An 18,450-nucleotide genomic window follows, 5' to 3' on the forward strand; every position below is an offset into this window, starting at 1 on the left:
CAGTAGAGATAAAAGGAGCTTGAACAATTGATTTGTCTATTTTAATTAGTTTTAACGGTAATGATAAAATCCTTGAGAGAGAGGAATAGCCAGTTCCAAAATCATCAAGAGAAAATGTGATATTTTTATTATAGAGTGTCTTGATGTTTTTATCAACGATGTCAGTGAATTCACTGGCTGAAGTTTCTGTAATTTCAAGGTTTATCTGGCTAGGGAAGATGCGGTATTGTTTTAGAACTGACATAACATTGGAGGCAAGGTTGCTCTGCAAGCATTCAACCATGGATACATTTACCTCTATATACTCAAAGTCATAGTCGCTTAGGTGTTCTTCAGAAATTACACGACATACTTCATTTAAGACAAAATTTCCTATATCAATAATTAGTGAACTCTTTTCAGCAATTGGTATGAATATATCAGGTGGGACGAAATTGCCTTCGTTGTCCTTCATTCTGATTAATGCCTCGGCAGAAGTAAATTTCTTTTTTTCTGTATTATATATAGGTTGAAAATATACTTCTAGGCGATTATCATTAAGGGCAGTTTTAACAAGCTCTTCTATACGCAAAATTTCTTCATCGCTTTTAATATTAAGTTCATTAACATCTACGGTAAAAAGATTATCCCTGTTTTCATAAAGCCTTAATGCGGAAAAAAGATTATCCACCATTCTTATGCTGGAAACATGTTTAGGAGAGCTGAAGGCACAGCAGGTTGAATAAATAGGAATACTGAGTCTTGTTGAGTTGGAAAGTATTTTCATTATGCTGCAAGTCTCTTCGTAGACAAGCTTGGCCTCAGTTTCGTTATTTTCATCCATAATTATAATGTATTGGCCATTATTTACTTTAAATATAAGTAGTTTTTTAGAAAATTGTTTTAGGCTTTTTATAAATATTCCTTCAGCATGTAAGATTCTATTTTTTTCTACAGTTTTAACAAGTAAATCGTAATTGTGTATATTTATTGCTATACACTGAGTATGAGATTCAGGTGAAAATCTTGACCCACACATTGAAATAAATGCATCACGACTCATCATAAGAGAATCATCTGAATAATATTCGCTTGGATTCTGCATATAGGAGAATACAAGGGTAATAAAAACTGTAGAAGTAAACTGCAGTGAGGCCGCCTCAGGAAATAAATAATCAAAAACTGTTCCGGTGACAAAAATAATAGGTATGGCCGGAATCAGTATTTTGTGATTTTTTGATAGGGCAAGACGGCCTCTTATTAACAAATAAGATGCTACGGATATGTAGTACAAATCCAAGCAAGAAAAAATAGCAAAATAAGGACCATACTCAAAAAATCCACCGGCAGTTATGGAGAAGACAAATTCAGTATTATAATTATATATCAGCAAAGTAAATATAAAAATAATAGGAGCAATAAATAATTTAAGTATATTACGCCCATGTATACGCTGGTTTACAGCAACAGAAGTGTACACAATCATATAACCAAGTGCTGCATACATTAGTATGTATTTAAGGGAATGTAGGGAATAAAGTAAAAATCTATTAGTAATTATGTGGCCATTAATGGCTATAAGGTCAACAAGGGTGTTTAAGAGCAAAACCAATATTGATTGTAGTACCAGATTGTTGCGATAAAACGAGGCTGTTTTCTTAATTCGATTAGCTAAAATAAGGGAGATTAATGTTAATATAGAGCATACATCAAGCCAGATACTATATTCCATTGGTGTTTACCTCCTTTTTTAAAAATTTAGCCAGGTCATTTGCAAGAAGTGGCTTAGAAAAATAATACCCCTGCAAATAATCACAACCTAATTGGATTGCGTAATTTTTGGCGTTTTCAGTTTCTATATGTTTAGCCTTAACAATCATTCCAAATTCCTTGAGCAGCTCAAGAGTGCAGTTCATAAGATTGTCTGCCAGTTCGGACTCAAGTGCATTTCCGGTTAAAACTTTATCTATACTTACTGAAGTAATTGGCATTTCAAGAAAGGCAGAGGCATTTGTATAGCCGTTGCCGTAATTTTCGAGAGTGAACCTAAAGCCGGAATTATGTATGGCCTTCATGTTTTCTGCGATTACTCCTTCATAATCAGCAATAGTATTTTTTGCCAACTCAAAGCAAATGAGCTTTGGTGGAATATCATATTGTGCTGCAAGGTTAACAAGTTTCTCTCCCTCATTCTTCTTTAACAGAATAGAAATCGGTATAACTATTTCAACTGATCTTATTCCAAGTATAATCAAATCAGAGTCTCTTATTGTTTTGAAGAGCATTTCGAGGATATAGTTATATAGAGATATAATTAATCCATATTTTTCAGCAACACTTATAAAGGTATGTGAATTTACATAACCAATTTCAGCTGTATTCATAGTAAGTTCAGCCTTTACAGAATCAAATGAACTTGATGAGACATTATACTCAGGCAAGAATTTTAATTCTATAGACGGTTTTTCATATAAATTAAGAATTTTTGATGAAATAAGACGTTCTTTATCGGTAACATTAATATCTATATCATCAATGGTTAAGTATTTTTGTTTATTAGATACTGTGGCAGTAGATTCTAATTGAAGAATCTCATTTAGCATATTTGAATTTGAAATATCTTTAGGACAGTTGTATATGAAAACTCGTTTAAGGAGGAGCATCCTATTAGTATCGGTTATGTCAAAAGGTGCTTTAAATCGCTCTTCTATCTTGTCTGCGAGGATTTCAGCCATGTGAATATTTGCCCATGAATTGTCTAGGGAAATATATATGGCAAATTTACCTCTCCCATATGAATAGACATTTGCATGCTTTAAAAGGCGTGACAAGAAAATTGACACATCTAAAATAAGAGCATTGGTGCAGTCTATGCCAAGTTCTTTGTCCAAAGCATCAATCATTTCTATGTTAACGGTAATAATTGCGATTGGCTTTCTCATAGACATAGCAACACTGAAGTTAGTAAATAGTGCATCCTTATTCTGGAGTCCTGTAACAAAATCAATATAATCTGATGGACTTTCTATAGTTATATAGGTAATTAATACAGCTATTGTCATAAAAAAGCTTTCAATTGCAAGTTGAGGCAGGAAAAACTGTATGATGGTTCCTAACACAGGTATGTATGGAAGTATTGTAAATGCAATTCGCTTATCATTCCTAATATTTTGACCATACATTCTGATAGTTATAGTAATAAAGGCTAGGTAGTAAAAGGCTATTACATATAAAAGGTAAAGTAGCAATCTTCTGTGATATCCGGAAACAGGACTTATGTAAAATACTGTTTGAGCAAATGGATTTAAAGTAATAGTAAATATTGCTACAGCCGCAGGACTGTAGAGCAGAAATTTAGTCAAAGTATCGTTAATTTTTATGTTAAGAACTGAATATTCGTAAAGTGCAAAAAAAGCACAGCACAAGATATGAGCATAGAAAAACACCATTGATAGGATGTTTAATATGAGAGTAAAATTGCCTATGTCTTTATTATTATAAAATACATAATATTCTATTAAAACCTGTGATAAAGCAGTAAGGGACGAGAAAAACGAGCATATATATAAGCTCTTAAATATTTTACTGTAAGGAAGTGTTACAGTATTTCTAAATATCAGCATATAGCCAAGAACCAGTTCTAAAATAAATGCCGCTACTTCAAACCAATAATTATTCACCATTCTAATCTCCAAGATATTTATAATTAACAACGTAACAATCAATACTCTTACTATTATAATACAAGTATAATACAAAACGGTTACAAAAAAAAGGAAAATTAAATTTTTTTTTGAATAATACTGGTATGGGCTTTGTAATGGAGGTAAAAATGGGAAAAGTTAAGTGTATTAGAAAGCTTAGAGAAGAACTTGAACATAAGATGCTTTGTGAGTTTGCATCTTTTGCAGACGGTTCAGCAGGAAGGGATAGAAAAGAAGAGCCTGATGAGATAAGAACAATTTATCAAAGAGATAGGGACAGGATATTACATTGTAAGTCTTTTAGAAGGCTTAAGCATAAAACGCAGGTCTTTTTAGATCCGGAAGGAGACCATTATAGAACCAGACTTACACATACTCTTGAGGTTGCTCAGATTGCAAGAACGATTGCGAGGGCACTGATGTTGAATGAGGATTTAACAGAGGCTATAGCTTTGGGGCATGATTTAGGACATACTCCTTTCGGGCATGCAGGAGAGAGCGCTTTAAATCGTGTTTCACCTTATGGTTTTAGGCATAATGAGCAGAGTGTAAGAGTAGTAGAACTTCTTGAAAAGCATGGTAAGGGGCTTAATCTCACTAAAGAAGTAAGGGATGGGATTAGAAATCACAGGAGTGCTTGTAAACCTTATACTTTAGAGGGGAAGATAGTTAGGCTTTCAGATAAGATAGCTTATGTAAATCATGATATAGATGATGCATTAAGAGGAGGAATTCTTACAGAAGAGGATCTGCCGGAGGAATATACAGAGGTAGTAGGACATAGTGTGGCAGGAAGGATTGACACAATGGTCAAGGATGTAATTTTTACAAGCTTTGGCAAAAACGAAGTAAAAATGTCTGAAAAAGTTGAAGGAGCAATGAGAGGACTTCGCAGTTTTTTAATGAGAGAAGTATATAGTAATCCTGCGGCTAAGAGTGAGGAGACACAGGCTCAGAGGCTTGTGGAGTATTTATATAGATATTATCTTGAAAATTATGAAACCTTGCCGGAAGAATATAAGAGGCTTGCTGATGAAATGGGAGAGCCTGTAGAAAAAGTAGTCTGTGATTATATAGCCGGTATGTCCGATGATTTTGCTATTAAAACTATAAAAGAGATTTTTGTACCTGTTCGCTGGGGCAAATATTAAGGAGGCTCATGTACTATTCGGAGGAAATTGTCGATGAGGTTAGAGAAAAAAATGATATAGTTGATGTAATTTCACGCCATGTAAATCTTACAAGAAGAGGGTCTAATTATGTGGGGTTATGTCCTTTTCATGGAGAGAAGACACCATCATTTTCTGTAAATCAAAGTAAGCAGATTTTTCATTGCTTTGGATGTGGAGTAGGTGGCAATTGTATTAGTTTTATAATGAAGTACGATAATTTATCTTTTACTGAAGCGGTAAAAGAGTTAGCTGACAGGGTAGGAATGGTTCTCCCGGAAGAAACAGAGTATAGTAATGGAAAGAAAAAGGCAGATTTAAGAATACGGATGCTTGAAATATATAAAGAGGCGGCTACATTCTACTATTATCATTTAAGGGGGGATTATGGCAAATACCCTATGGATTATCTGAAAAACAGAGGGCTTAGTGATGAAACTATACATAAATTCGGATTGGGATATTCAGTAAAGTCATACAATGCCTTATATACATACTTAAAGTCTAAAGGTTATAGTGATGAACTTATGATTAAGTCTGAACTTGTGACTTTTAAAGAGGGTAGAGGTGTGTTTGATATGTTTTGGAACAGAGTGATGTTCCCAATTATGGATCAGAATAATAGGGTTATTGCATTTGGCGGAAGGGTTATGGGAGAAGGCGAACCGAAATATCTTAATTCAAGAGAAACAGATATATTTAATAAAAGACGTAATCTTTATGGACTAAATTTTGCAAAACACAGCAGAGAGAAATATATGTTGCTTTGTGAGGGATATATGGATGTAATAGCACTTCATCAGGAAGGTTTTACCAATGCTGTTGCGTCCTTAGGTACTGCACTTACTGAAGAGCAGGCGAGGCTGATAGCAAGATATGTAAAGGAAGTAGTTATAACTTATGATAGTGATGGAGCCGGAGTAAAGGCTGCCTTAAGGGCGATTCCTATACTGAAGGCTGCAGGGATTAAGACTAAGATACTGAAACTTACTCCTTATAAAGACCCTGATGAGCTTATAAAGGCAGCAGGAAGGGAAGAATTTGAAAAAAGGATTGAAAATGCAGAAAATAGTTTTGACTTTGAACTTTTAACTATGGAGCAATCTTTTAATCTTTCAGAACCGGAGGGGAAAACAGAATTTTTAAATAAAGTAGCTGAAAGACTTACAGACTTTCATGAAGATCTTGAGCGTGAAAACTATATAGCGGCGGTTGCAGAAAAATATTTTATATCTAAAGAGTCACTTAATAGGCTTGTAATTAAGATTGGAGGAGCTAAAGAAATAAGGGAGGTCTATAAGGAAGCCGGAGAGAGAACCAAGAAGGCTGAAAGGGCTAAAACGGCAGAAGAGGGAATGTTAAAGACCGGGAGATTGTTACTCTCTCTTATTTATAACCGACCAAGCCTATATAACCGTATAAAAGATATAATATTACCGGAAGATTTTGTAGTTCCTCTATATAAAGATGTGGCAGGTAGGATGTTTAGAATTATAGATAATGGAGGAGTAGTTAATGTAGCAGAGATGATAAGCAGGTATGAATCAGCAGATGATCAGGCTTTAGTTACGGAAATATTTGAAGATAAATTTGATTTAAGTTTTGTTAAAAATGAGCAGGAAAAAGTATTTAGAGAAGTAGTTATAAAAGTAAAGAGAGCCGGCCTTGACGAAATGCTGAGACAGCTTGATGATAATGATATGAAAAACTTGATGGAGATAAAAAGAAAGCAGAATGAGCTTAGCAGACTGAAATTTTAATTTGTCACTTGTTTAATTTGAAAACTTACAGGAGGATGAACATATGGATGAAAAGGTACTTAAAGGTAAGTTGAAGGAGCTTGTTAAAGCGGCAAATATAAAGAAAGGAGCATTGGAGGCAGAGGAAGTTAAAAGCTTTTTTTCTGATTGTGAAATAAGTGACAATGAATTAAAGAAGTGTTATAAATATCTTGAAAACAATGGTATAGATGTACTTTTTATAAGTAGTTCAGATGATGATGAAGAAGATAAAATTTTATTAGAGATGGACTATGATGAAGAGCCTGATGAAAAAATTGAAGACGAGAATCTTTTGGTTGCGGATGGAGTTGGAACAGATGATCCTGTACGGATGTATCTGAAAGAAATTGGAAAAGTTTCACTTCTTTCCGGAGAAGAAGAGATAGAGCTTGCAAAAAAGATAGAAGCAGGTGATGAAGATGCTAAACAAAAACTTATTGAAGCTAATTTAAGGTTGGTTGTAAGCATAGCCAAAAAATATATTGGAAGAGGTCTTCAGTTTTTGGATCTTATACAAGAGGGTAATATTGGTCTAATAAAGGCAGTAGAAAAGTTTGACCATAAAAAAGGATATAAATTTAGCACATATGCAACGTGGTGGATTAAACAGTCAATTAGCAGGGCGATAGCAGATCAGGCTAGAACAATAAGAATTCCTGTACATATGGTAGAGACTATAAATAAAATAATAAGGGTACAGAGACAGCTCACTCAAGAATTTGGGAGAGAGCCACAGCCGGAGGAAATAGCAGAAAAGATTAGCATGGATACTGAAAAAGTTAGAAGTATAATGAAGATTGCACAAGAGCCTGTTTCTTTTGAGACGCCTATAGGAGAGGAAGAAGACAGTCATATTGGAGATTTTATTCCGGATGATAATAATATGGCACCGGTTGAGGCTGCAGCTCATGCTATTTTAAAAAGGCAGCTTGCTGATGTACTTGAAAGTCTTACAGAGAGAGAGGCTAGGGTAATAAGACTGAGATTTGGACTTGATAATGGGCGTACCCATACCTTAGAAGAAGTGGGAAGAGAGTTTGATGTAACTAGAGAAAGGATAAGGCAAATTGAGTCTAAGGCTTTAAGAAAACTCAGACAGCCGAGTAGAAGTAGAAAATTGAAGGATTATTTAGAATAATGAGGAAAAGAAAAAAAATACCAAAAAGAATGCTTGCGATTGCATCTTTGGTGGATTCATCCAAGGTTTTAGCAGATGTAGGATGTGATCATGCTTATATTTCAATCAATCTTATTGAAAATGGAAAGGCTGAGAGGGTAATTGCCTCTGATTTGAGAGAAGGACCATTAAAGATTGCAAGTGATAATATAAGGTTTGTGGGGTTTGAAGAAAAAATTGAAACCAGACTTTGCTCAGGATTATGTGGATATAAACCTAAAGAGGTTGATACTATTTTAATTTCAGGAATGGGAGGTATGTTAATAAGAGAAATTCTTTCTGAAAGCAGGGAGGTTGTAAATGGTGCAGATGTTCTTATTTTAGAGCCTCAGTCGGATTTGCGGATAGTTAGGGCGTATTTAAGGGAAATAGGATTTGTTATTATTGATGAGGACATGCTGAGTGAGTCAGGAAAATATTATCAGATAATAAAGGCAGAAAAAGGATACTCAGAAATGTCTTTTACTATAGAAGATGAATTTGGTCCCATACTTATCAAGAAAAAACATCCTGTATTAAGGGAGTTTTTACTGAAAAGAAAGAGGCATTTTGAAGAATTATTGCAAAATAGAGAGTTTTTGCAATCACAAAATAATCTTGATAATGGCAGGGTTAAGGTGATAGAAGAGGAGTTGGGGCTGGTGCATGAGGCACTTAGCAGATTTTAACTTATGGAGGAAACTATGGTAATAGAAATAGATGGAAAGATTATAGAATGTGAAAAGGAAACTACCTTATCTGATATTGCTGTAAAATTATATGGTGAAAATCATGGGAAATTATTGGCAAAGGTTAATGGAAAGCTTAAGGAATTATGGAAAAGGGTTCATGAGGATGCCAAAATAAGCTTTTATGATATAAATTCGGCTGATGGCAGAAGGACTTATGAAAGGGGAGTTTTATTTCTCTTTATAAAATCTGTACATGATGTATATGATAAGGATGAGGTTATGGGGATAAGCTGTGAGTATTCACTGGGGAATGGAATTTTTTGTGAAATAAAAGGAAGGGTAACTGTTGATGAGGAGTTTGCAGCTAACGTAAAAAGTAGGATGGATGGGCTTGTAAAGGAAAATATATGGTTTGAAAAGAGCCTTGTATCAACTAAGGAAGCTGTTAATAAATTTTTGGATAGTGATTTACAGGATAAAGAACATTTGTTTAAGTACAGGAGGGGTTCAACTACTAATATATACAAGCTTGGAGAGTATCATGATTATTTTTATGGCTATATGCCTCCATCTACCGGAGTACTTAAATCTTTTGATCTTAAAGCTTATGATAATGGAATAGTAGTAACACTTCCAGACTATGGCGAGGGTTTTGAAGTGGCAAGGCCTAAATGGCAGCCTAGGGAACTGCTTTACAAAACTATGAAGGAAGCTAATTCTTGGGGGAAATGCCTTGGTATTGATACGGTTGGGGATTTGAATGATGCAATTTCTGAGGGTAGGATTAATGATGTGATGCTTGTAAATGAGGCCCTTCAGGAAGGAAAAATAGGGAAAATTGCAGAGAATATTGCTAGGCTTGGTAAGAAAATAGTGATGATTGCAGGACCTTCATCTTCAGGCAAGACTACATTTTCACATAGGCTCTCCATAGAGCTTATGGTTCAGGGACTGCGCCCTCATCCTATTGCGGCCGATGATTATTTTAAGAATAGGGATGAAACTCCTAGGGATGAAAATGGGGATTATGACTTTGAATGCCTTGAAGCAATAGATACAGCTCAGTTTAATAAAGATATGACAGATCTTCTTCTTGGAAAGGAAGTAAGTATGCCTTCTTATAACTTTAAGACAGGTAAGAGAGAGTACAAGGGTAAAAATCTTAAATTAGGTGAAAATGACATTCTTGTAATAGAGGGTATACATGGTTTGAATGATAAGTTTTCGGAGGCTTTGCCGAAGGAAAGTAAGTTTAAGATTTATATAAGTGCGCTTACACAGTTAAATATTGATAATCATAATAGAATACATACTACAGATTTAAGGCTGCTTAGAAGAATAATCAGGGATGCCAGGACAAGAGGAAATAGTGCTGAGGATACACTTGCGAGGTGGGCATCTGTCAGGAGAGGGGAGGAGAAAAATATTTTTCCGTTTCAGGAAGGTGCGGATGAAATGTTTGATTCTTCGCTGATTTATGAGTTAGCAGTAATCAAACAGTATGCAGAGCCGCTGCTTTTTGGTATCTCTAAGGAATCGCCTTATTATTCTGAGGCAAATAGATTGCTTAAGTTTTTGAATTATTTTCTGTCAATGCCGGCAGATGATGTGCCTAAGAATTCATTGGTAAGGGAATTTATAGGTGGAAATTGTTTTCCGGTTTAATTTAGTATACTTTCCCTTGCTGTTTAGATATATTGGTAAAACAAAATTAAATTTATTTTTATAAGAATTCTGATAAGAATAATGCAATGTTTTTTGGCGATTTGAACTCAAATGTGTATTATATTTCTGATCGTCTAAAAGATATGTTTGGATTTGAATCGAATATAGTGAGAGATTTACTAACGGAGTGGAGAAAAAGAATATAAAATTCCGATTATTTGAAAAAATATGATGAAAATATAAAAGAAATGCTACTTGGAAATGAAGAAATACACGACTTAGTGTATAAAGTGAAAGATATAAAAGGCACTGAGCATTGGATTTCTTGTCAAGGAAAAGTTAAAAAAGAAAAAATGTCCCACTATTTTTTGTCGGCAAGATAACGATTTTAGATAGTGATGTAGATATAGATCCAGTAACGAAATTGCAAAGAAAAGATGGTGCAAGATTAGAGATTTTAAATTATGGACTTGATAAAATCGGAGTTATTGGTTTTGCCTTTAATCATCTAAGAATTATAAATGACTACAAAGGCAGAGAATTTGCTGACGAATTTCTAAAAAGCGTAATAGATAAAAGAATTGAAAGTTTGAATGGGAAAATAGGTCTTTATAGGATTGAGGGAGTAAAATTTTTAGCCATCGTAAACGAAGAAAATATGATAACATTAAAGAAATAGCTGATGAAATAGCTGATATTGTAAATGAAAAGTATTTAAATAGAAATTTAGTTTTTAGAAAATCTAACAAACACGTGGAGATGAGTAGTGGTGGGGTGTATAGCGGCAACTTCGCATAATTGTATGCTATCATCTAAAGAAAATCTCTAAAGCAAAGGAAAAATCTTTGTTTTAGAGATTTTTGTTATTTTTTGAACCAGTCTTTCATTGTTTGAAATACTTTGACTAATTCTTCTTCTGTTATGATATATGGCACCATTGAATACATATATTTAAGGAATGGGCGAGAGAATACACCTTTTTTGTAGGCGAAGTCTTGGTAGCCTTGCAAATCTTTGGCATCAAACACTTCTATGCAGGTGCAGCCGCCCATTATCCTTATTTCTTTTATTCTTTCGTCCGTGAAGTCTTTTAGCTCTCTTTTTGAGATTTCTTCGATTTTTTTGATTTTTGATGTATAGTCATTTTTTTCAAATAGCTCGATAGATTTAAGTGCGACTGTGCAAGCTAAAGCATTTGCCATAAAGGTCGGACCGTGCATCAGAGCACGGTCTTTGCTGTTGTCATAAAAGGCATCAAAGACTTTTTTGCTTGATACTGTTACTGCGTGACCTATATAGCCTGCTACGAGTGATTTACCAAGGACTATAATGTCCGGCTGAACTAAGTCTGCTACAAATCTGTTGCCTGTTCTTCCGAAGCCTGTTGCGACTTCGTCAAAGATTAGCAGCACTTTGTATTTGTCACAAAGCTGTCTTGCTCGCTTTAAAAATGATATGTCATACATTTGCATACCGCCTGCCCCTTGAAGTAGTGGCTCGACTATGAAGCAGTTTAGCTTTAGATGATATTTTTCAAAGGCTTTATCTAAAGCGTCTATGTCGGTTGGTATGTGAATGACATTTTGGCTTTTTCCGTAGGCTTTTAGCACAAAATGGTAGTCTTCATCATCACCGACCTCCATTGCTTTGAAGGTGTCTCCATGGTAGGCTTTTTCAAGGGCTAATACCATTGTTCTTTCTTTTTGACCTTGGTTCATATAGTATTGAAGTGCCATTTTTAGAGCAACTTCTACTGCTACGCTACCGGAGTCTGAGAAGAAGCAATAGTCTAAGTCTCCCGGCAAGATTTCTTTTAGTTTTTCGGCAAGCTTTTCTGCCGGTTCGTGTGTTAGTCCTCCTAACATTACGTGGGCAAATTTGTCAAGCTGGTTTCTGATAGCATCATTTATTTCTTGGTTGTTGTATCCATGAATAGTGCTCCACCAAGAGGAAACGGAGTCTATCATTTTGTTATCTTCTGTGTATAGGTACACACCTTCTGCCTTTATGATTTTGTAGGGCTTTTTCATAGTTTTCATTTGTTCGTATGGATACCAAAGCATATCAATTATCCTCCAATTACTCACATTATTTTATATTGAATTTACTTTTTACTAAAACCTTATTATTTTTTTAGCATAGTATAGATTAAGTGAAACAATATAAATTTTCTTATTTTTAAATTTTTATGATAATAGCTTATTTTTATTCGTATAGAGCTTTTAATTTTTCTATTGGGATATCTATATCGGTGTCGCCCTTTTTTACGAGGGCTATTACAGGTAGACTTGTGAGGTGTTTGCACATAAACAGGTTGTCTTGGTGCAAAATGTTGTCCTGCTCAAAGTTGTTGAAGATAATTCCGTTTATTTTAAAGCCCTCTTTTTGCATATAATAGGCTGTCAAGCCGACATAGTTGATGGTGCCAAGTCCTGCGTCTGCAACTATTATTGAGGGGAAGTTTCCTTGTTTTATGAAGTCTGTGAGTGATAGCTCACCTTCATCAAATTTAAGTGGGCATAAGATGCCACCTGAACCCTCTGCTGTTATGTAGTCGTAGTTTGTCAGTAAGCGGGTAAGATGCTGCATAACAACTTTGATATCAACAGGATTACCTTCTAATCTTGAAGCTAAATGTGGTGAGACTGCTGCTTCATAAACATAGGGACACATCGTTTGTAGGCTTTGGTCTATTTGTGAAATGTCTTTTACGAATTTTGCATCACCCGGTATAAGCTCTCCGTTTTCTGCTTTGATGTTACCACTCATTGCAGCTTTGTAGTAGGCTGCTTTTTCTTTGTTTTGATTAAGTTTTTTTAAGATTAAGGCTGAAATGTAGGTTTTGCCTACGTCTGTACCTGTACCCGTTATAAATAGCTTTTTTCCCATTTTATCCTCTTTTTTATATATTTTTTAATCTTTTTTGAAAAACCCTATTTCATAGTTTAGAGCTGTGAGCATTTGGATATCTTTTTTTACTGTGATGCCTACTGTTGTAAGCATATCGCCTGAAATGGCTGCGTTTGCTCCTGAAATGAAGCAAGCTTCGCCCTTGTCCTCAAGAAGTCCTCTGCCTCCTGCCAATCTTATCAAGGCGTCCGGCAATATAAATCTGTAGGTGGCTACGATCCTTTGCATATCTTCTTTTGTCAGTCTTTGGTTGTGTCCCAAAGGTGTGCCATTTATTGGATTTAGCATATTGATAGGCACGCTTTTTATGCCGAGCTCTTTTAGGCTAAATGCCATATCTATTCGGTCTTGTTTGGTTTCGCCAAGACCCATTATCCCTCCGCTACATACAGATAACCCTGCTGCTTTGGCTGCTTTGATTGATTTGACTTTGTCTTCAAAGGTGTGGGTGGTACAGATGTTTGGAAAGTTGTTTTTTGAGGTTTCTAAATTGTTATGCACTCTTGAAGCTCCTGCTTTTTTAATTTTTTTAAATTGTTCTTCGTCTAAAAGTCCGAAGGATACGCAAACTGATATGCCGACTTCGTCTTTTATTCTTTTTATGGCAATGCACATTTCGTCAACCTCTTTGTTTGAAAGTTTTTTGCCTGAGGTTACTATGGAATATCTAAGAACGCCTTGCTCGTGGTTTATTTTGGCTTGGCGTATGATTTCTTGTGCTGATAGGAGGGGATATTTTTGAATTTGTGTGCAGCTTTTCGCAGATTGGGCACAAAATTTACAGTTTTCGGAGCAGTTGCCACTCTTTGCGTTTATTATAGTGCAAAGGTCGAATTTGTTTGAGCAAAATTTTTCTCTTATTCTGTTGGCATATTTTTGGAGCTGGTTTAAGTCTTGGTCGTAGATATACAAGGCTTCTTCTTTGGTGATTTCTTTTCGGTCAAGCACTTTTTTAGCTATGTCTTTGACATTTAAATTAGTTTTCATTTTTTTATCCATTTTTCTATCTTGTATATAGTGTTATTAGCCTTTTAAGCCTTTATAAAGATGGAAGTCTCTTTGCATAATAGGAATGAGTCTTTTGGCTAAATTTGCTGCTAAAAAGCACAAGACTATGTCTCCGGGAACTGCTAAAAAGAAGCCATATAGAAGAACTGTCCAAGCACTGATGGCTCTACCAAGGTAGAGGTTGCTTATTAGGTAGAGGTAGACTGTTCCAAAAGCGTACACGATGGCAAGCCCGACAAAGTTTGCAACTAAAAGTCTTTTGTAGCTTGGAGCAGGTTTTTTGTTTGCTATAAGCCCTGTGACGTAAGCACCTACTGCAAAACCGATAAGATATCCAAAGCTTGTGTTGAAGATATATCCTAACCCTCCACCTTCTGTAAATACAGGAAAGCCTATCAAGCCCATCAGAACGTAAATGCTAACTGTGATGCCGCCTAATTTTGCTCCAAGTAGCAGACCGGCAAGCATAGTAAATAGTAGCTGTAAGGTGAATGGAACCACAGGCACCGGCACTTTGATAAAAGCACCTGCGGTTATTAGAGCAACGAATAGGGCACAATAGGTTAAGTTTTTAATGTTTTTCATATAATCTCTCTTTCTGATATTAAATTTTATTAAGTTTTAAGCTGATTTCTCCAGAAGAAAGAATCTCTTGCTTTCCGTCAAGGTATGTGACTTGCAAGTGGCAGTTGTTGTCTAAATTTCTCACGAAGGCTTGGAGTTTTTCTTTTCCTTTGATTACAAATATCTCCTTGCCTATGACAAAACATTTCTTTCTATATTTTTCAACATAGCTGTCAATATTTTCTGATTTATAGTATTTGAAAAATCTTTCTAAAAAACCTGCTATAAGTCTATTTTTTGAGTCCGCTTTAGATTTTTTGAAAATTGCTCCTGCAATATCTTTTATTTCTTTTGGAAATCCGTTTTGTGGCTCGTAGACATTGACTCCAAGACCTAAGATTATGTATTCTATATTTCGGCTTTCTAAGTCTAAAGAGATTTCTGTCAAAATCCCACACACTTTTTTGTGGTTAACAAATATGTCATTGACCCATTTTATGGCAGCTTTTTTATTTGAAACTTTTTCTATTGCTTCGCTCATAGCTAAGGCTGCAATGGTTGTGACTTTTGAAACTTTGTTTTTTTCTTCTTCGGTCGGTCTTAATAAAAGGCTCATATAGATACCTGTGTCTTTGGGAGAGAAAAAGCTTTTGCCGGCTCGCCCTCTACCTGCTGTTTGTTCGCCTGCAATGATTACTCTACCTTCCTTTGCTCCGTTGATTGCCTTTTCTTTGAAGAAGGAGTTGGTGGAAGTTACGCTTTGCAAAACGGTTAGCTCTAATTGGCTTTTGTTTGTTTCGCTTAGATATTTTTGTATGCCTTGATTAGAGATGATGTCGGTATTTTTTGCAAGGCAGTAACCTTTGTTTGTTGCTGCACAAATATCATATCCTTCGCTCTGCAAGGCTTTGACTGCTTTCCATACAGATGTTCTTGAAACTGACAGTGCACTGCCTATGTCTTCACCGGAAAGATAGATTCCTCTATTTTCTTCAAGCAATTTCAATAAATTTTCTTTTGTTGCCATATATTCTCCTTTATACTCTAATAAAATAACACAAAAAGTAAATATTGTCAACCTAAAAATCAAATAAGGATAACAATTATTAATGTTATATCATAATCACATTTGTCAACGCAAGTGTAGTAAAGATAGACAAGAGCTTAGTAAAAGAAAGCATTAAATCAGAACAAAATAAGAAATTCTTAGAAGGCATAATGAGTGCTTGTAAGAATTTTGGATTGCTTATCTGTGTGGAAGGTGTAGAAAGAGAGGAGGAATTAGCATTAGTTAGGGAATTAAGATGTGATTATGTTCAAGGCTTTTATTTTTTTAAGCCAATGAAAATTGACAATTTTCTGAAAAGAATAAGCCAATAAAAGATGGAGCAAAATTGGTAGTTCAAATAAAAAATAAATTTGATACTGCGGTTGAAAATGGAGAAACTATTAAACTTGAACAGACAAAGGCAATGGCAATAGGAGTTGGGAAAAAACTTGCAGAAATTTACAATTAAGGTGAAGTTGCACAAGGATTTATAGAAGATTATTTGCAAGGTACACCAAAGGAAAACTTAAATAAATATTACATAACTCAGGCAATTTTTGATATATATCGAAAGAATGAGCTAATAAAAGGAATTGGTATTTGTTTTGAAAAAGATATAATAAGTAAGGAAAGTTTTTCAAGTTATTTTGAAGAATCAAGAGAAAAACCTACTTCGTCTACAATATCAAATTTTGAAGAAAGGCGTTGGTATAAAGACACAGTTAATAGCAAAAAAACTATTATGTTAGAGCCTTACAAGGACAACGAAGATAGAACTATGGTAACAACATATAGTTATCCTATAATAAAAGACTCAAAAGCGGTTGGAACAATAATATTAGATATAAAAATAGATGGTTTGCAAAAAAAGGTAGTTGACGAATACAATGGCTCAGAAGATTTCAGAGGGATAATAACTGATACAGGAGTATTTGTAGCAAACGGTATGGACGAAACTCTAATTTCTATAAATGGTAAAATAAAGTGTCAGTATAAATGAGCAAAAAAGTACACCAAACAATAAAATCATGTTGCAATAATCATTTTTTGTGGTATAATCTATTTACAAAGGACCAAGCCCTCGCCACCAGTGGCAGGGCGTTTTTAATAGGAGCTAATTATAGATAAACCATTTAAAAGATTTGATGAACAAATAAATATATTAAAAAGCAGAAATTTAGTTATTGATAATGATGAATATGTAAAAGATATTTTATCACAAATAAATTATTATAATGTTATAAACGGATATAAAAGCATATTTCTAAAAAGAGATTTAAACGGAGTATTAGTTTCTCCAGAAGAATTCAAACAAGGAACTACCTTTGAAGAACTATATAGCCTTTATCTGATGGATTTTGAATTAAAAAAGACGATATTTCCGTATTTGCTTAGATTTGAAAAATTGCTGAAAACAGCTTGTGCATATTATTTTTCAGAAAAATATACTGAAAATTATTCATATCTACAGATGAAAAATTATTCCAATAATGCAAGTAATTTAACAAGTGTACTCAAGAATATAGCAACACTTTCAAATTTAGTAAGTTCTAACAACAAAAGCACAGGGAAACCTGCAATAAAACACTATATAGATGAATATTCACACGTTCCGTTGTGGGTGCTGATAAACTTTTTAACATTAGGCAATATATCATACTTTTATAATTCCTTAGATAATTCTTTGCAGTCAATTATTGCAAAGACATTTAGCAATAGGTATAAAAAAGAATATAATTCAAAAGAAAAGATAGAAGCTGGAGAAATAATAGAAATTCTAAAAATATCCAACTATTTTAGAAATATAATAGCACACGATGAGGTTATGTATTCATTTAAAATAAGAAAAGTTAGTTCAACTCAGAAATTCAAAAAATATTTCAACAATGATTATACTGGCGAAAACCTATATGATTTGATAATGCTATTAAAATTAGTATTACCTAAAGATGAACATAGCCACCTTATATTAGAGATTAAAGATATATTTTTAAGATATGAAACAAAGTTTAAAACTGTAAAAATAGAAGAAATAATGCAGTTATCCGGTTTTAAAAGTAATTGGGAACAAATATAAAATATACAAAATTAGCGATTAGGAGATAAAAATCTTAGTCGCTTTTTTGTGCAAAAAATCAGGAGGTGATGTTAAAAGTTTATGTTTGATACACTAATGTATATAGGAAAAACAGAAGAATTTGACGGAATTTCTTTGGTTGAATGAACGACCGATAATAAGATAAAATCTTTAAAGGAATACGGATGTAATCGAAATAACTACAATCCTTATCAACAAAGCAGTACTCCTAAAATTAGAGATGAAAAAGCAAATTGGTTTTGATGTTGTCAATGAGAAACTCCCAATTTGTAGTTCTAAAATTAAAAATAATTCAAGCAAGTTATGGCGGTAGAGAAATTTCTCTATCGTCTTTTTTTATAAAAAAAAGTCCAGCTAATAAATGTCAATAGTTAAATGAGATAAAATTTATTTTGTTTTCTGACTAAAAAAGGGCGGACTTTCCCCTTGGTGAAAATATCGTTTTTTGAAAGATATTGATTCATTGGAGTCATAGTATTTTATGCAGCTATATCGCATTTAGCAGCATTGTATTGTTTGATATGCTCCTGAGGAGCAATGATTTTAAATGGTTTGTTGTCTCTGAGTATTGCAAATATCATGTTGCATACTTTATGTGAAACAGCCCCCATTGCTACGAGCTTTGGTTTTGAAAATGCTGAAAAGTCACCAATCTCACCCATGATGGATACAGCAG

General features: G+C 34.3%; 18 protein-coding genes and 2 pseudogenes. 12 read left to right on the forward strand and 8 right to left on the reverse strand.

The genetic code is table 11. The features are described 5' to 3' along the window. Both ACTTG8_RS07555 and ACTTG8_RS07560 read right to left on the reverse strand, forming a co-directional pair. Positions 1 to 1,711, reverse strand: a 1,711-nt coding sequence (locus ACTTG8_RS07555) for an EAL domain-containing protein (protein ID WP_442561518.1), incomplete at its 3' end; no start/stop codon positions are given. After that, positions 1,701 to 3,662, reverse strand: coding sequence for an EAL domain-containing protein (locus tag ACTTG8_RS07560; RefSeq protein WP_442561519.1), 1,962 nt, complete (start codon positions 3,660 to 3,662; stop codon positions 1,701 to 1,703). The genes ACTTG8_RS07560 and ACTTG8_RS07555, both read right to left, overlap by 11 nt. Before the next feature lie 149 nt (positions 3,663 to 3,811). Here ACTTG8_RS07560 and ACTTG8_RS07565 point away from each other — a divergent pair, with 149 nt between their 5' ends. From ACTTG8_RS07565 to ACTTG8_RS07595, 7 genes are all read left to right on the forward strand, one after another. Continuing rightward, positions 3,812 to 4,834, forward strand: a complete 1,023-nt coding sequence (locus tag ACTTG8_RS07565) for a deoxyguanosinetriphosphate triphosphohydrolase (RefSeq protein ID WP_442561520.1) — start codon at positions 3,812 to 3,814, stop codon at positions 4,832 to 4,834. 8 nt (positions 4,835 to 4,842) lie between these two features. Continuing rightward, positions 4,843 to 6,612: a DNA primase gene (dnaG, locus tag ACTTG8_RS07570; RefSeq protein ID WP_442561521.1), complete on the forward strand. Its 1,770-nt coding sequence runs from the start codon at positions 4,843 to 4,845 to the stop codon at positions 6,610 to 6,612. A 43-nt stretch (positions 6,613 to 6,655) separates the two neighbouring features. Next, entirely contained in the window at positions 6,656 to 7,771 is a 1,116-nt protein-coding gene (gene rpoD / locus ACTTG8_RS07575; RefSeq protein WP_442561522.1) for an RNA polymerase sigma factor RpoD, read from the forward strand. Continuing rightward, a complete protein-coding gene (locus ACTTG8_RS07580) occupies positions 7,771 to 8,478 on the forward strand; it encodes a tRNA (adenine(22)-N(1))-methyltransferase (protein WP_442561523.1) in 708 nt (235 codons plus the stop codon). The genes rpoD and ACTTG8_RS07580 overlap by 1 nt, the downstream gene beginning before the upstream one ends. 15 nt (positions 8,479 to 8,493) lie before the next feature. Further along, complete coding sequence (locus ACTTG8_RS07585) at positions 8,494 to 10,146, forward strand: nucleoside kinase (RefSeq protein WP_442561524.1); 1,653 nt, start codon at positions 8,494 to 8,496, stop codon at positions 10,144 to 10,146. A gap of 218 nt (positions 10,147 to 10,364) precedes the next feature. Beyond that, on the forward strand, positions 10,365 to 10,529 hold the full coding sequence (locus ACTTG8_RS07590; RefSeq protein WP_442561525.1) for a hypothetical protein: 165 nt from the start codon (positions 10,365 to 10,367) through the stop codon (positions 10,527 to 10,529). A 41-nt stretch (positions 10,530 to 10,570) separates the two neighbouring features. Continuing rightward, positions 10,571 to 10,825: a hypothetical protein gene (locus ACTTG8_RS07595; protein ID WP_442561526.1), complete on the forward strand. Its 255-nt coding sequence runs from the start codon at positions 10,571 to 10,573 to the stop codon at positions 10,823 to 10,825. A 184-nt stretch (positions 10,826 to 11,009) separates the two neighbouring features. Here ACTTG8_RS07595 and bioA read toward each other — a convergent pair whose 3' ends face one another. The 5 genes from bioA to ACTTG8_RS07620 form a co-directional block, all read right to left on the reverse strand. Then, on the reverse strand, positions 11,010 to 12,209 hold the full coding sequence (gene bioA / locus ACTTG8_RS07600; protein WP_442561527.1) for an adenosylmethionine--8-amino-7-oxononanoate transaminase: 1,200 nt from the start codon (positions 12,207 to 12,209) through the stop codon (positions 11,010 to 11,012). Positions 12,210 to 12,351: 142 nt separating this feature from the next. Next, positions 12,352 to 13,035: a dethiobiotin synthase gene (gene bioD, locus ACTTG8_RS07605; RefSeq protein WP_442561528.1), complete on the reverse strand. Its 684-nt coding sequence runs from the start codon at positions 13,033 to 13,035 to the stop codon at positions 12,352 to 12,354. A gap of 24 nt (positions 13,036 to 13,059) precedes the next feature. Then, positions 13,060 to 14,055, reverse strand: coding sequence for a biotin synthase BioB (bioB, locus tag ACTTG8_RS07610; RefSeq protein ID WP_442561529.1), 996 nt, complete (start codon positions 14,053 to 14,055; stop codon positions 13,060 to 13,062). Positions 14,056 to 14,079: 24 nt separating this feature from the next. Next, complete coding sequence (locus ACTTG8_RS07615; protein WP_442561530.1) at positions 14,080 to 14,649, reverse strand: biotin transporter BioY; 570 nt, start codon at positions 14,647 to 14,649, stop codon at positions 14,080 to 14,082. Positions 14,650 to 14,668: 19 nt separating this feature from the next. Further along, on the reverse strand, positions 14,669 to 15,655 hold the full coding sequence (locus ACTTG8_RS07620; RefSeq protein WP_442561531.1) for a biotin--[acetyl-CoA-carboxylase] ligase: 987 nt from the start codon (positions 15,653 to 15,655) through the stop codon (positions 14,669 to 14,671). 95 nt (positions 15,656 to 15,750) lie between these two features. On the opposite strand from ACTTG8_RS07620, the gene ACTTG8_RS07625 reads away from it, so the two are divergent. From ACTTG8_RS07625 to ACTTG8_RS07645, 5 genes and pseudogenes are all read left to right on the forward strand, one after another. Beyond that, positions 15,751 to 16,008 carry an EAL domain-containing protein gene (locus tag ACTTG8_RS07625; RefSeq protein ID WP_442561534.1) on the forward strand — a complete coding sequence of 86 codons (258 nt, stop codon included), beginning with the start codon at positions 15,751 to 15,753 and terminating at the stop codon, positions 16,006 to 16,008. Positions 16,009 to 16,022: 14 nt separating this feature from the next. Next, positions 16,023 to 16,145 (forward strand): hypothetical protein, encoded by a 123-nt coding sequence (locus ACTTG8_RS07630; protein WP_442561532.1) that lies wholly within the window; start codon positions 16,023 to 16,025, stop codon positions 16,143 to 16,145. A gap of 33 nt (positions 16,146 to 16,178) precedes the next feature. Continuing rightward, entirely contained in the window at positions 16,179 to 16,676 is a 498-nt protein-coding gene (locus tag ACTTG8_RS07635; protein ID WP_442561533.1) for a cache domain-containing protein, read from the forward strand. 222 nt (positions 16,677 to 16,898) lie between these two features. Then, entirely contained in the window at positions 16,899 to 17,753 is an 855-nt protein-coding gene (locus ACTTG8_RS07640) for an Abi family protein (RefSeq protein WP_442561535.1), read from the forward strand. A gap of 105 nt (positions 17,754 to 17,858) precedes the next feature. Beyond that, positions 17,859 to 18,017: pseudogene (locus tag ACTTG8_RS07645) on the forward strand (nuclear transport factor 2 family protein); the annotation flags it as partial. Positions 18,018 to 18,253: 236 nt separating this feature from the next. On the opposite strand, the pseudogene ACTTG8_RS07650 reads toward ACTTG8_RS07645, so the two are convergent. Continuing rightward, positions 18,254 to 18,450 (reverse strand): annotated as a pseudogene (locus ACTTG8_RS07650) (IS110 family transposase); the annotation flags it as partial.

Source organism: Catonella sp., from assembly GCF_052173895.1.
GTDB lineage: Bacteria > Bacillota > Clostridia > Lachnospirales > Lachnospiraceae > Catonella.

Excerpts from the sequence above, each read along its gene's own strand:
- ACTTG8_RS07620 (WP_442561531.1), bottom strand. The coding sequence starts at position 15,655 with ATGGCAACAAAAGAAAATTTATTGAAATTGCTTGAAGAAAATAGAGGA.
- ACTTG8_RS07565 (WP_442561520.1), top strand. The coding sequence starts at position 3,812 with ATGGGAAAAGTTAAGTGTATTAGAAAGCTTAGAGAAGAACTTGAACAT.
- ACTTG8_RS07580 (WP_442561523.1), top strand. The coding sequence starts at position 7,771 with ATGAGGAAAAGAAAAAAAATACCAAAAAGAATGCTTGCGATTGCATCT.
- ACTTG8_RS07585 (WP_442561524.1), top strand. The coding sequence starts at position 8,494 with ATGGTAATAGAAATAGATGGAAAGATTATAGAATGTGAAAAGGAAACT.
- rpoD (WP_442561522.1), top strand. The coding sequence starts at position 6,656 with ATGGATGAAAAGGTACTTAAAGGTAAGTTGAAGGAGCTTGTTAAAGCG.
- bioA (WP_442561527.1), bottom strand. The coding sequence starts at position 12,209 with ATGCTTTGGTATCCATACGAACAAATGAAAACTATGAAAAAGCCCTAC.
- ACTTG8_RS07560 (WP_442561519.1), bottom strand. The coding sequence starts at position 3,662 with ATGGTGAATAATTATTGGTTTGAAGTAGCGGCATTTATTTTAGAACTG.
- bioB (WP_442561529.1), bottom strand. The coding sequence starts at position 14,055 with ATGGATAAAAAAATGAAAACTAATTTAAATGTCAAAGACATAGCTAAA.
- ACTTG8_RS07615 (WP_442561530.1), bottom strand. The coding sequence starts at position 14,649 with ATGAAAAACATTAAAAACTTAACCTATTGTGCCCTATTCGTTGCTCTA.
- bioD (WP_442561528.1), bottom strand. The coding sequence starts at position 13,035 with ATGGGAAAAAAGCTATTTATAACGGGTACAGGTACAGACGTAGGCAAA.
- dnaG (WP_442561521.1), top strand. The coding sequence starts at position 4,843 with ATGTACTATTCGGAGGAAATTGTCGATGAGGTTAGAGAAAAAAATGAT.